This window comes from Kitasatospora sp. NPDC043950 (assembly GCF_056435345.1).
On sequence record NZ_JBWKER010000064.1, the window covers coordinates 1 to 12,583 of the forward strand.

The 12,583-nt window shown below is 74.8% G+C and carries 12 protein-coding genes and 1 pseudogene; 4 read left to right on the forward strand and 9 right to left on the reverse strand.

Going from position 1 to position 12,583, the window contains the following annotated elements:
* The 8 genes and pseudogenes from AC07BF_RS32190 to AC07BF_RS32225 all read right to left on the reverse strand — a co-directional run.
* The coding region (locus AC07BF_RS32190) for a beta-ketoacyl synthase N-terminal-like domain-containing protein (RefSeq protein WP_478334291.1) at positions 1 to 644 on the reverse strand (644 nt) is incomplete at its 3' end.
* A complete protein-coding gene (locus AC07BF_RS32195) occupies positions 641 to 1,849 on the reverse strand; it encodes a beta-ketoacyl-[acyl-carrier-protein] synthase family protein (RefSeq protein WP_478334292.1) in 1,209 nt (402 codons plus the stop codon). The genes AC07BF_RS32190 and AC07BF_RS32195, both read right to left, overlap by 4 nt.
* Before the next feature lie 39 nt (positions 1,850 to 1,888).
* Positions 1,889 to 2,224, reverse strand: a pseudogene (locus AC07BF_RS32200) (FAD-dependent oxidoreductase); the annotation flags it as partial.
* A gap of 16 nt (positions 2,225 to 2,240) precedes the next feature.
* A complete protein-coding gene (panD, locus tag AC07BF_RS32205; protein ID WP_363587738.1) occupies positions 2,241 to 2,690 on the reverse strand; it encodes an aspartate 1-decarboxylase in 450 nt (149 codons plus the stop codon).
* 78 nt (positions 2,691 to 2,768) lie between these two features.
* On the reverse strand, positions 2,769 to 3,674 hold the full coding sequence (gene panC / locus AC07BF_RS32210) for a pantoate--beta-alanine ligase (RefSeq protein ID WP_363587740.1): 906 nt from the start codon (positions 3,672 to 3,674) through the stop codon (positions 2,769 to 2,771).
* Positions 3,674 to 4,603, reverse strand: a complete 930-nt coding sequence (locus tag AC07BF_RS32215) for a Rossmann-like and DUF2520 domain-containing protein (protein ID WP_363587795.1) — start codon at positions 4,601 to 4,603, stop codon at positions 3,674 to 3,676. Before AC07BF_RS32215 ends, panC begins: the two co-directional genes overlap by 1 nt.
* A gap of 221 nt (positions 4,604 to 4,824) precedes the next feature.
* The gene (locus tag AC07BF_RS32220) at positions 4,825 to 5,514 is read right to left on the reverse strand and encodes a response regulator transcription factor (RefSeq protein WP_350878413.1); all 690 of its coding nucleotides are present in this window, start codon (positions 5,512 to 5,514) and stop codon (positions 4,825 to 4,827) included.
* A gap of 37 nt (positions 5,515 to 5,551) precedes the next feature.
* On the reverse strand, positions 5,552 to 6,778 hold the full coding sequence (locus tag AC07BF_RS32225) for a sensor histidine kinase (protein ID WP_363587743.1): 1,227 nt from the start codon (positions 6,776 to 6,778) through the stop codon (positions 5,552 to 5,554).
* Between the two features lie 128 nt (positions 6,779 to 6,906).
* Between AC07BF_RS32225 and AC07BF_RS32230 the strand changes: the two genes are divergently transcribed.
* Both AC07BF_RS32230 and AC07BF_RS32235 read left to right on the forward strand, forming a co-directional pair.
* Positions 6,907 to 7,923, forward strand: coding sequence for an SAM-dependent methyltransferase (locus AC07BF_RS32230; protein ID WP_478334293.1), 1,017 nt, complete (start codon positions 6,907 to 6,909; stop codon positions 7,921 to 7,923).
* On the forward strand, positions 7,920 to 9,089 hold the full coding sequence (locus AC07BF_RS32235) for an NADH-quinone oxidoreductase subunit D (protein ID WP_363587747.1): 1,170 nt from the start codon (positions 7,920 to 7,922) through the stop codon (positions 9,087 to 9,089). The genes AC07BF_RS32230 and AC07BF_RS32235 overlap by 4 nt, the downstream gene beginning before the upstream one ends.
* A gap of 50 nt (positions 9,090 to 9,139) precedes the next feature.
* Here AC07BF_RS32235 and AC07BF_RS32240 read toward each other — a convergent pair whose 3' ends face one another.
* Positions 9,140 to 9,976 carry a DUF3109 family protein gene (locus AC07BF_RS32240; RefSeq protein WP_363632237.1) on the reverse strand — a complete coding sequence of 279 codons (837 nt, stop codon included), beginning with the start codon at positions 9,974 to 9,976 and terminating at the stop codon, positions 9,140 to 9,142.
* A 267-nt stretch (positions 9,977 to 10,243) separates the two neighbouring features.
* On the opposite strand from AC07BF_RS32240, the gene AC07BF_RS32245 reads away from it, so the two are divergent.
* Positions 10,244 to 11,095 (forward strand): glycerophosphodiester phosphodiesterase, encoded by an 852-nt coding sequence (locus AC07BF_RS32245; RefSeq protein ID WP_478334294.1) that lies wholly within the window; start codon positions 10,244 to 10,246, stop codon positions 11,093 to 11,095.
* 123 nt (positions 11,096 to 11,218) lie between these two features.
* A complete protein-coding gene (locus AC07BF_RS32250) occupies positions 11,219 to 12,181 on the forward strand; it encodes a Ppx/GppA family phosphatase (RefSeq protein WP_363587751.1) in 963 nt (320 codons plus the stop codon).
* The last annotated feature ends 402 nt before the right edge of the window (positions 12,182 to 12,583 follow it).

The following is a 12,583-nucleotide window of genomic DNA, read 5'->3' on the forward strand; positions in this document are numbered from 1 at the left end:
GCGGCCAGGGCCGGCGGCGGGACAAAGCGCAGTACGGTCCACAGTCCCCGGCCGCCGGCCGGTACGGGCCCGCCGCCCCGGCGGAGCACGAACAGCGCCGCTCCCGCTTCCGGTTCGGCGTCCGCGGCCCGCGGGTCGGGGGCCTCGGCGGCCCCGGCCAGGGTCACGGCGGCGCGGCCCGCGGCCAGTTCGAGGGCGGCCAGGTGCAGGGCCTCGACGCCGGCCACCCGCGGCGAGGTCACGGTCAGGTTGAAGCCCTTGAGCACGTGCTCGGTCGACAGGCGGCCTGCGACGAGGTTCACCGCGAAGTACGGCACGCTCATCGGGCTCAGCGCGGAGGCCCCCTCGCGGCGGACGGTCTCGTCGATGGCCGCGTGCAGGGCCGCCACGGCGCTGTTGGTGCCGACGACGGCGCCGCGCAGCTCCGGGGCCGCGGCGAGCGGGTCCGCCTCCGGGCCGCAGTCCTCCAGGGCCGTCCGGGCCGCCGCGAGCAGGTACTGGCAGGCGGGCGGCAGGTACTTGTACCCGCGGCCGAGCCGTGCCCGGTGGTCGAACCACGACTCCGCCGGGCCGGTCCCCTCCGGCGGCAGGACCAGTCCCGCACCGTGGACGACGGACTCGGCCACCACGACACGAACCGTCACCGCGACCCGCCCCCGAACACCATCGTGAAGTTGCTGCCGCCGAACGCGTACGCGTTGACCAGTACGTTCGGCTGCCGCAGCGCGGTCGGTCCGTCCTGCGGCAGCCAGACCGGGCACTCCGGGTCCTGCCGCGCGAGCGCGATGTTCGCCGGGATCTCCCCGTGCCGGACCATCAGCGCCGCGGACACGGCGGCGAATGCGGCCGCGGCGCCGGCGGTGTGGCCGATGAAGGCCTTCAGGCTGAACAGCGGGGTGTGCGCGGCGCGGTCGCCGAGGACCTCCCGCAGGACCTGGTACTCGACCACGTCGTTCTGCCGGGTGCCGGTGCCGTGCGGGACGACGCACCCGACGTCGCCGGGGCCGCGCCCGGCCTCCTCCAGGGCCGCGCGGGCCACCCGTACCAGCTGCTCGCCGCCGGGGTCGGGCGCGGTGGGGTGGTGGGCGTCGCAGCTCCACGCGGTCCCCAGCACCCTGCCGTAGACGGGTCGGCCGGCCGCGGCCCGGGCGGACTGCAGGACCAGTACGGCGGCCCCCTCACCGAAGACGGTCCCCCGGCGGCCGGCGTCGAAGGGCCGGCAGGTCTCGGGGTCGGCCGCGCCCAGCCGGCTGAAGCTGGCCAGGGGCACCCGGGCGATGCCCTCCGCACCCCCGAGCAGCACGGTGTCGGCCTCGCCGCGGCGGATCAGGTCCACGGCGACGGACAGCGCGTAGCCGCTCGCGGCGCAGGCGTTGCTCACGCTGATGTTCGGCCCGAAGGTGGCGAGTTCGGCGCCGACCGCGGACGCGACGGAGAACATGGGCTCCCAGGACGCCGCCGCCGGTTCAGGGGTCCCGTCCCCGGCGCCCTCGCCGTCGTGGCCGCCCTCGCGCCCCCCGCTCTCGCCGACGGCGGTTCCGATCACCACGGCGGCTTCCGCGACCTCGTGCGCGCCCAGGCCGGCGTCGGTGACCGCCTCACGGGCGGCGGTCAGCGCGAAGCGCGCGGCACGGCCCAGGGCGCCGGGCGACGCGTCCGCCGCGGCGGTCCCGTCGGCGGGCACCTGGTAGGCGAGTACGTCGGGCACGTGCTCGGTCAGGCCCGGTACGGGGGTGGGCCGCGAGGCGGCGGCCTTCAGCCCGGTCCAGAACGCGTCCGCGGTGGCGCCGAGGCAGCTGACGGCGCCGATTCCGGTCACGAAGACGTCGGGGGTGGCAGAGGGGCGCAAGGGTCAACTCACTCTCGTGGGAGCCGCATACGGCTGCGCGGCCGACCCGGCGATCAGCCGGCGGACGGCGTCCGGGCCCTCGGTGACCAGGGTGCGCACGGCCTCCTCGTCACAGATCCCGGCGCCGGCCACCAGGGTGTCGTCCAGGTGCTGCTCGGGGGTGTCGCCCTCGCCCAGGGCGGCCGCGATGCCGCCCTGGGCCCAGCGGGTGGAGCCGTCGTCCAGCATCGCCTTGGTGACCACCATGGTCCGCAGGCCGGCCTTGCGGGCGTTGAGGGCGACGGTGAGGCCGGCCACCCCGGAGCCGACCACGACCACGTCGGTGGTGGCGGTCCAGCCGGGAGCCGGGGCGGTGAGGCGGTGCGTGGCGGACATGGCGTCAGTGGCTCCTTCAGCGCGCGGCGGTCGGGGCCGCGCCGTTGCCGTCACCGTACGCCCCGTCGCCGCGGAGCAGTCCGGTGCCCTCCGGGGCCTCGGCGGGGTCGCCGCCCAGGCCGGTGATCCGGTTCCGCTCGTCCACGAAGACGATGCTCGGTTCGTAGCCCTTGGCCTCGGCCGTGTCCATCTGCCCGTAGGCGATGAGTATGACCAGGTCGCCGGGGTGGACCAGGCGAGCGGCGGCGCCGTTGATGCCGATCACGCCGGAGCCGCGCGGGCCGGCGATGGTGTAGGTCTCCAGCCGGGCCCCGTTGTCGATGTCGACGATGTGGACCAGCTCGCCGGGGAGCAGGTCGGCGGCGTCGAGCAGGTCCTCGTCCACCGTGACGGAGCCGACGTAGTGCAGGTCGGCCTGGGTCACGGTGGCCCGGTGGATCTTGGACTTGAGCATGGTGCGGAGCATTGCGGGTCACGCCTCCTGTGAGTGCATGCCTGAAAGGGGAGCTCTTGCCGAACGGTTCCGTGCCGGGTGGCCGGTTGCCTAGCGGCAGATGACGTGGACGTTGTCGATCAGGCGGGTGGAACCCACCTTCGCGGCGACGGCCAGCACCGCCGCGCCCTGGAAGTCGTCCGCCGCTTCGCTGAAGTCGTGCGGGTCGATCAGGGCGAGGTAGTCGAGGGTGATGCCTTCGGCCGCGTCCAGGACGGCCGAGGCGGCCTCGCGGACGGCCTTCGGGCCCTGGGCGGCGGCGTCCCGGCCGGCGAACAGCGCCTTGGAGAGGGCGAGGGCCTGCTCGCGCTCGTCGGTGGAGAGGTAGCGGTTGCGCGAGGAGCGCGCCAGCCCGTCCTCCTCGCGGGCGGTCGGCACCCCGACCACCTCGACGTCGAAGTCCAGGTCGGCGACCATCCGCTGGATGATCGCGAGCTGCTGCGCGTCCTTCTCGCCGAAGAACGCGAAGTCCGGGTCGGTGATGTGCAGCAGCTTGGCGACGACGGTCAGCACGCCGTCGAAGTGGCCGGGGCGGGTGGCGCCCTCGAAGCGCTCGCCCATCGGGCCGGCCGACAGGCGCACCTGCGGCCGGCCGTTCGGGTACACCTCGTCGACGGAGGGCGCGAACACCACGTCGGCGCCGTTCTCCTCGGCCAGCTTCACGTCCTCGTCCAGGCTGCGCGGGTAGCGCTCCAGGTCCTCGGCCGGGCCGAACTGCAGCGGGTTGACGAAGACCGTCACCGCCACCCGGCCCTCCTGGCCGACCTGCTTGCGGGCGGCCCGGATCAGCGCGGCGTGGCCCTCGTGCAGCGCGCCCATGGTCATCACGACGGCGTTGTCGACCGGGCGCTCGTCCGGCCAGAACGCGGCCTCGAAGTCGTCCACGGTGCGGGTGACGACGGCCCGGTGGACCTTCGGCGCCCGCTGGGTCCTGACCGGCTGCTTTCCGCGTGCCATTAGCGATTCTCCTCGTTCAGTACGTCCAGCAGCGCCGCCGCCGACGCTTCGTCGATCGTCCCGTTGGCGAGCGCCCGCTGCGCGGTGGCGCGGGCCATCGCCCGGTAGGCCGCCGGGATGTCCGGGGACACCGTACTGAGCTGCGCCAGGTGGCGCCGCACGGTGCCCGCGTCGCCCCGGGCGACCGGGCCGGTGAGGGCCGCGTCGCCGGAGCGCAGGCTGTTGTCCAGGGCGGCGCCGAGCAGCGGGCCGAGCAGCCGGCCGGGCTCGGCGACGCCGGCCGTGCGCAGCAGGTCCATCGCCTGCGCGACCAGGGTGACCAGGTGGTTCGCGCCGTGCGCGAGGGCCGTGTGGTAGAGCGGGCGGACCTGCTCCGGCACCCACTCCGGCTCGCCGCCCATCTCCACCACCAGCGCCTCGGCGACCGGCCGCAGCTCCTCGGGGGCGGTCACCCCGAACGGGCAGCCGGCCAGCCGGTCCAGGTCGACGGAGGTGCCGGTGAAGGTCATCGCCGGGTGCAGCGCCAGCGGCAGTGCCCCGGCCAGGGTGGCGGGCTCCAGGATGCCGACGCCGTGCGCGCCGGAGGTGTGCACCAGCAGCTGCCCGGGGCGGACGGCGCCGGTCGCGACGAGGCCGGCCACCAGGTCGGCCAGCGTGTCGTCCGGCACGGTGAGCAGCACCAGGTCGGCGGCGGCCAGCACCTGCGGCGGGGTGACGATCCGCACCCCCGGCAGCAGCGCCTCGGCGCGGCGGCGGGAGGTGGCGGACACCCCGGAGGCGGCGACCACGGTGTGCCCGGCGAGCTGCAGGGCGGCGCCCAGCGCCGGGCCGACCCGGCCGGTGCCGACCACGCCGACGGCCAGCCGGGCCGGGCGGTTGCCGGGGTCGGTCGGGTCGTCGGCGTAGCCCGGGTAGCTCGGGTCGTTCAGGTGGCTCGGATCGCCGAAGCCGTCGGCGAGCGGGGCGAACCCGCCGTCGGCGGCGTGGTCGGCACTGTCGGACGTGTTCACGGCCCGGCCCTCGTCCTTAGCTCCTCGTTCCGGTCCTCTTCGGGTACCGGACGTACCGGCCCATTCTACGGGCGCTCAGCCGGTCCTCCACGGGGTGCTCCACGGGATGCCCGGGGATGCCCGGGGATGCCCGGGGGCGCTCAGTCCGTCGCCCCGGCCCGGATCAGCCCGGCCTCGTAGGCGAGCACCACGGCCTGGACCCGGTCGCGCAGGCCGAGCTTGGCGAGGATCCGGCCGACGTGGGTCTTCACGGTGGCCTCGGAGAGCACCAGCCGGGCCGCGATCTCGCCGTTCGACAGCCCCTGGGCGACCAGCAGGAACACCTCCCGCTCCCGCTCGGTCAGCGGCCCGAGGGCGTCCGCGCCGGGCGCGCTCTGCGGAGTCGGCAGCACCTCGGCGAAGCGGTCGATCATGCGGCGGGTGGTGGTCGGCGCGACCACCGCGTCCCCGCCGTGCACGGCGCGGATCGCGGCCACCAGCTCGGTCGGCGGGACGTCCTTGAGCAGGAAGCCGCTGGCGCCGGCCTTGAGCGCGGCGAAGGCGTACTCGTCCAGGTCGAAGGTGGTCAGGATGAGCACGTGCGGGGCGTTGGGCACGGGGCTGCCGTCCTCGGCCAGGCAGATCCGGCGGGTGGTCTGCACCCCGTCCAGGCGCGGCATCCGCACGTCCATCAGGATCACGTCCACCTCGGTGTGCCGCAGCTGCTCCAGGGCCCGGGCGCCGTCGCCGGCCTCGGCGACGATCTCGATGTCGCCCTGCGACTGCAGGATCATCCGGAAACCGGTGCGCAGCAGTTCCTGGTCGTCGACCAGCATCACGCGGATGGTCAAGGTGGCTCCTTCAGGGGGCGTCGGGGGGACCGGGGGGTTAGTGGGCCGCCTTGAGCGGCAGGATGGCGCGGATCCGGAAGCCGCCGCCGGGGCGGGGGCCCACGTCGAGGCTGCCGCTGACCATGCCGACCCGCTCGCGCATGCCGATCAGGCCGTGGCCGAGGCCGTCCGTGCCGCCGGTGGCCAGTTGCTCGTCGGTGCTGCCGCGGCCGTCGTCCTCGACGAGGACGGCCAGCTCGCGCTCGCCGAAGTCGACCGCGACCCGGGCGTGCACGTCGGGGCCGCCGTGCTTGCGGACGTTGGTCAGCGCCTCCTGGACGATCCGGTAGACCGTCAGCTCGACGCCGCGCGGCAGCTCGCGCGGATGCCCGGAGGTCGCGTAGTCCACCTGAAGCCCGGCCGTGCGGACCTGCTCCAGCAGCTCCGGCAGTTCCTCGACGCCCGGCTGCGGCACGTACTCCTCGGCGGTGTCGGCGGTGCGCAGCACGCCCAGCAGGCGGCGCATCTCGACCAGCGCCTGCCGGCCGGTGGACGCGATCGTGCCGAGCGCCTCCTTCGCCTGCTGCGGCGAGTTGTCGAGCACGTACGCGGCGCCGTCGGCCTGGACGATCATCACCGAGACGTTGTGCGCGACCACGTCGTGCAGCTCGCGGGCGATCCGGGCACGCTCGGCGGCCACCGCCACCTTGGACTGGGCGTCCCGCTCGCGCTCCAGCCGGGCGGCACGGTCCTCCAGCTCGGTCAGGTAGGCCCGGCGCACCCTGGTCAGCCGCCCCCACGCCCAGCACAGGATGAACGGGGTGCTCATCAGCAGCGTGATCAGCGCCGCCTCGCCGAAGGAGTACGGGCGGGTGTGGAAGTCCCCGGCGCCGTTGGAGACCGTCTTCAGCGGGTGGAGCTGCCAGAACACCAGGGGCCCGGCGGCCAGCCCGGCGACCAGCGCCAGCCGGGACGTCCACTTCTGGCCGAAGGCGGCGCCGGTGTACGCGAACACCAGGTAGGCGATGGAGGAGGCGGCCGGGAGGACGTCGGCGGCCACCTGGCCGAGGCCCAGGCCGGTGGCGGCGGCCACGGTGACGTCGGGGAAGCGTCGGCGGAAGACCATGAGCGCGGGCAGCAGCACCGCGATCAGGATCTGTGCGTCGAAGCGCCAGCCGTCGCTGGAACTGTCGTTCGGCAGCAGGCTGGCGAAGAGCACCATCGCAGCCCAGGCGGCGTCGACCACCACGGGGTGACGGCGGAGCCAGGCGTTGAGTCGATGCACGTCTCCAGCCTAGGCAGTCACCTGGCGTGTTCAGGTCCGCCGGTAGGGCGATCCGTCCTACTCCGTAGGTCGGAGACGCACCGTACCGGTGGGGAGGGCGCGCCCGGCTCCGGGTAGCGTCCCGCGCTATGACTTGGATGCGGTGGGCGCCCGCCATGGAGCAGGCCCTGTACGACCCGGACGGCGGCTTCTACCGCAGGCCGGAGGGCCCCGCCGGGCACTTCCGCACCTCGGTGCACGCCTCGCCGAGGTTCGCCCGCGCGGTGGCCCGGCTGCTACTGGAGGTTGACGCCGCCCTGGGCCGTCCGGAGGAGCTGGCCCTCGTCGACGTCGGGGCCGGACGCGGCGAACTGCTCACCGGGGTGCTGGCCGAACTGCCCGGCGAGGTGCTGGCGCGGCTGCGCCCGTACGGCGTGGAGATCGCGCGGCGCCCGGCGGGCCTGCCGTCCACAGCCCTGTGGACGGACGAGGTGCCGCGCGGCCTCACCGGGCTGCTGTTCGCCAACGAATGGCTGGACAACGTGCCGCTGGACGTCGGCGAGGTCGACGAGGACGGGGTGCTGCGCTATCGGGAGGTGGACACCGCGACCGGCGGGGAACGGCTCGGCGGGCCCGCCTCGGCGGCCGACGCGGCCTGGGCCGAGCGCTGGTGGCCGGTCGGGCGCCCCGGGGACTTCGTGGAGTTCGGCGGCCCCCGGGACGCCGCCTGGGCGCGGGCCGTCGCCGGGCTGGAGTGCGGCCTGGCCGTCGCGGTCGACTACGGGCACACCGCCGACCGGCGCCCGCTGTTCGGCACCCTCACCGGCTTCCGGGGCGGCCGTGAGGTGTCGCCGGTGCCGGACGGCTCCTGCGACGTCACCGCGCACGTCGCCCTGGACTCCGCGGCGGCGCCCGGCCTCCACAGCCTGTGGACAACCCAGCGGGACGCCCTGCGCGCCCTCGGCGTGAGCGGCGCCCGGCCGCCGCTCGCGCTCGCCTCCACCGACCCGGCCGGCTACCTGCGGGCGCTCGGCGGGGCCGGCGAGGGCGCCGAACTGACCGACCCGGCCGGGCTCGGCGCCTTCGGCTGGCTCGCCCAGGCCGTCCGCATGCCGGTACCGGAGGCCCTGGCCGCCCTGCCGGGGTGGCAGACTCTGACCTCATGAGGGAGACCACGGTCGGCATCGGGGCGGGAGCCGAGAACTTCACCGGCGAGGCGGGCACCACCGACATGGTGCTCAACATCGGCCCGCAGCACCCCGCCACGCACGGCGTGCTGCGACTGCGGCTGGTGCTCGACGGCGAGCGGATCATCACCGCCGAGCCGGTGATCGGCTACATGCACCGGGGCGCGGAGAAGCTGTTCGAGGCCCGCGACTACCGGCAGATCATCATGCTGGCCAACCGGCACGACTGGCTCTCCGCCTTCGGCAACGAGCTCGGCGTCGTCCTCGGCGTCGAGCGGATGCTCGGCATGGAGGTGCCCGAGCGGGCGGTGTGGATCCGCACCCTGCTCGCCGAACTCAACCGGGTGCTCAACCACCTGATGTTCCTCGGCTCCTACCCGCTGGAACTCGGCGGCATCACCCCGATCTTCCACGCCTTCACCGCCCGCGAGGACCTCCAGCACGTCCTGGAGGAGGCCTCCGGCGGGCGCATGCACTACATGTTCAACCGGGTCGGCGGCCTCAAGGAGGACATCCCGGCCGGCTGGCTCGGCCGCGTCCGCACCGCCGTCGCCACCGTCCGCTCCCAGCTGCCGGTCTTCGAGGACCTCGTCCTCGGCAACGAGATCTTCCGTGCCCGCACCGCCGGCGTCGGCGCCCTCACCCGGGCCCAGGCCGAGGCGTACGGCGTCAGCGGGCCGATCGCCCGCGCCAGCGGCCTCGATTTCGACCTGCGCCGCGACGAGCCCTACCTCGCGTACGGCTCCGACGAACTGCGGCAGGTGCTCACCGTGGTCACCCGCGAGGAGGGCGACTGCCTGGCCCGGTTCGAGTGCCTGCTGGAGCAGACCCTCAACTCGCTGGACCTCGCCGACGCCTGCCTCGACAAGATCGCCACCCTGCCGCCCGGCCCGGTCAACCAGCGGCTGCCCAAGGTGCTCAAGGCCCCCGAGGGCAGCACCTACTCCTGGACCGAGAACCCGCTCGGCATCAACGGCTACTACCTGGTCTCGCGCGGCGACAAGACGCCGTGGCGGCTCAAGCTGCGCTCGGCGTCCTTCAACAACGTCCAGGCGCTGACCGAGCTGCTGCCCGGGACGCTGGTCGCGGACATGGTGGCGATCCTCGGGTCGATGTTCTTCGTCGTCGGGGACATCGACAAGTAGGGCCCGGCCCTTCGCGGGCCGGGCCCGCGCGGGCCCGGTGCTTCCCGGGCTCAGCCCTTCTTCGGCCGCTTGGCCGGGTCGGCCGGGTGCGGGGCCACCTTGCGGTCGCCCTTGGTGGCGATCCGCTCCGCGCACAGGCCGGCCAGCACGTCGTACGCCGCCCTGCCCATCAGCTCGGTCAGCTCGGGGCGGTAGCTGACGTACACCGGGTCCGGCCCCTGGTGCGCCGCCGGGCTGCCCGTGCACCACCAGTGCAGGTCGTGGCCGCCCGGGCCCCAGCCGCGGCGGTCGTACTCGCCGATCGAGACCTGGAGGTAGCGGGTGTCGTCCGGCCGGTCGATCCAGTCGTAGGTGCGGCGGACCGGCAGCTGCCAGCAGACGTCCGGCTTCGTCTCCAGCGGCTCCCGGCCCTCCTTGAGCGCCAGCGCGTGCAGCGCGCAGCCGGCGCCGCCCGCGAAGCCGGGGCTGTTCACGAAGATGCAGGCCCCGTTCACCCGGCGGGTCTGGCGGTCGCCGTCCTCGTCGAGCATGGTGACGCCGCCGTCGGACGTGATCCGGCCCGCGGCGTCGGTGCCGTGCGCGAAGTTCTCCCACAGCTCGGGCGTCAGCCGCTTCGCGTGGCCGAGGACGCGCTTCTCGTCGTCCTCGTCCGAGTAGTGCGCGCCCAGCGTGCAGCAGCCGTCCGACTCGCCGCGGCCCTCGCGGATGCCGTGGCAGCCCTGGCCGAAGACGCAACCCCAGCGGGAGGTCAGCCAGGTGAGGTCGCAGCGGAACACCTGCTCCTCGTCGTCGGGGTCGGCGAACTCGACCCAGGCGCGCGGGAAGTCGAGCGGGACCTCGTCACGGGGGATCCCGCCGAGCGGGGCCTCGCCGCGCAGGGTCGGCATCGCCAGGTCGACGGGGGCGGGGGAGGCCTTGGACTTCTTCTTGGACGTTTCTGCTGGTGCCACCCGGCAAGGGTAGAGCCTTCGGGGCGGCCTGCCCGGACCCGTCCGGGTGATCCGGGGTGCGCCGCGGCGCCGGTGGCGGCCGGCCGACCGCAGGCTGGAGGGAACCGGGCGGCACTGTCGGGTTGTCAGATCAGTTTGATGATCTCGCGTTGACCCGTATTGGATGCCCTGGAACACCCCGGATCACCACTGGAGCACCGAGCCGTGACCGCCTCGCCCCGCGCCGCCCAGACGGCCGTCCTCGCCGCCCTCGCGGTCCTGGCCGCCGGGTGCGCCTCCGCGCCCGCGCTGCGGGCCCGGTCGGCCGCCGCCGCTCCGCTGTACGACGCCCCGGTGGTGATCGGCCACCGGGGCGCCCCGCGCAACGCCCCCGAGAACACCATGGCCTCCTTCGAGACCGCCCTCGACCAGGGCGCCGACTGGCTGGAGACCGACGTCCAGACCACCAGGGACGGCGTCCCGGTGCTGATGCACGACCCCACGGTGGACCGCACCACCAACGGCAAGGGCGCCATCGCCGACCTGACCGCCGCCCAGATCGCCGCCCTGCGGGTGACCGTCGGCCCCGGCCCCACCGAGCCCGTCCCCACCCTCCAGGAACTGCTCAAGCGCCTCTCCGACAGCAACGCCACCCTGCTGATGGAGATCAAGTGGCAGCGCGCCGAGGACGTCACCCGGATCGCCCGGATCGCCGCAGCCAGCGGTGCCCGGGTCGTCCTCTACTCGTTCTCGGCGGAGCACCTGCGCCAGGCCCACGCCGCCGCGCCCGCCCTGCCGGTCGTGCTGATCCAGGGCTCCGCCATCGCCGAGGACCCGGGTGACCTGCCGCTGCGCGGCATCGCCCTGGACGCGGCGCTGGCCAGCGCCTCCCGGATCGCCGCCGAGCGCAAGGCGGGCCGCGAGGTGTACGTCTGGACGCTCGACGACGAGGAGTCCTGGCAGCTGATGTCGGCCCGGGACGCCGACGGCCTGATCACCGACACCCCGGGCCGGGCCCGCCGCTGGGTGGACACCAACTGCCGCCCCGAGCGCCGGGCCGGACCGCGCGGCCACTGATGCGTCCGGTCGCCGGAGGCGGCCTGACGCGTCCGGTCGCCGGAGGCGGGGTACGGCCGGGACCGGTGTGAAGACGGTCGAGACCGGTTTCGCCCGGGGCCGGATCGCGTAGCGTGGAGAGTTATGCGACTCGGTGTACTCGACGTAGGTTCCAACACCGTCCACTTCCTCGTGGTGGACGCCCATCCGGGTGCCGCCCCGCTGCCCGCGTACTCGCACAAGGCCGAACTGCGGCTGGCCGAACTGCTCGACGGCGACGGCGCGATAAGCGAGGCAGGCGTCGAGCGGCTGGTCGGCCACATCGCCTCGTCGCTGCGGGTCGCGGAGGACAAGGGGGTCGTCGACATCCTGCCGTTCGCCACCTCCGCCGTCCGGGAGGCCGCCAACGGCGAGGAGGTGCTGCGCCGGGTCGCCACGGAGACCGGGGTGGAGCTGCGGGTGCTGTCCGGGCAGGACGAGGCCCGGCTCACGTTCCTGGCCGTCCGGCGCTGGTTCGGCTGGTCCTCGGGCCGACTGCTCAACCTGGACATCGGCGGCGGCTCGCTGGAGATCGCCTGCGGCCTGGACGAGCAGCCCGACGTCGCCTGCTCGCTGCCGCTGGGCGCCGGCCGGCTCACCGCCCGCTGGCTGCCCGGCGACGTCGCCGACCCGGACGGGCTGCGCGGGCTGAGACGCCACATCCGGGCCGAGATGGCCACCGTCGCGGGCGAGGTCGCCCGGCTCGGCGCGCCGCAGCACGCCGTCGCCACCTCCAAGACCTTCAAGCAGCTGGCCCGGATGACCGGCGCCGCCCCCGCCGACGCCGGCCCGTACGCCGACCGTCGGCTCACCCGCAGCGGGCTGTCCGCCTGGCTGCCGCGACTGTCCTCGATGACCGTCGAGGAGCGGGCGCGGATCCCCGGCGTCTCCGAGGGCCGCGCCAAGCAGTTGCTGGCCGGGGCGCTGGTCGCGGACGCCGCGATGGACCTGTTCGGCCTCGACGAGCTGGACGTCTGCCCGTGGGCGCTGCGCGAGGGCATCATCCTGCGCCGCCTGGACGCCATGGACGGCTCCGCCGACCGCCGCCGCCCGGCCCTCACCCCGTAGGGCCCCCGCGCCGCAGGGCTCCACACCGTCGGCCCCATGGCCCGTCCGGCGGCTCCCGCCGGGGCCGGCCGGGGATCCGGTCCCGTTCGGAGCGCGGTCCGCTTACGCTGTCTCCCGTGGCGCAACCAGCGGGCGAGGACGGGACGCGGGAGGGCCGCGCTCCTGGGGACGGGCAGCCGCGGCCGGACGGCCCGCGCCGCAAACTCGGCAAGGCCGTCAAGGGCGCCACCGGGGCGCAGGCCGCGAAGGCCGTCGAGGCGGCCCGGCGCACCGGGCGCAAGAGCGCCGCGCGCAAGGCCACCGAGAAGCCGTCCGCGCCCGAGGCGAAGCAGCCCGCGGGAGGCGCGTCCGAGGCGAAGACGCCCGCCGGGACGAAGTCTGTCGGGACGAAGTCCGAAGTGA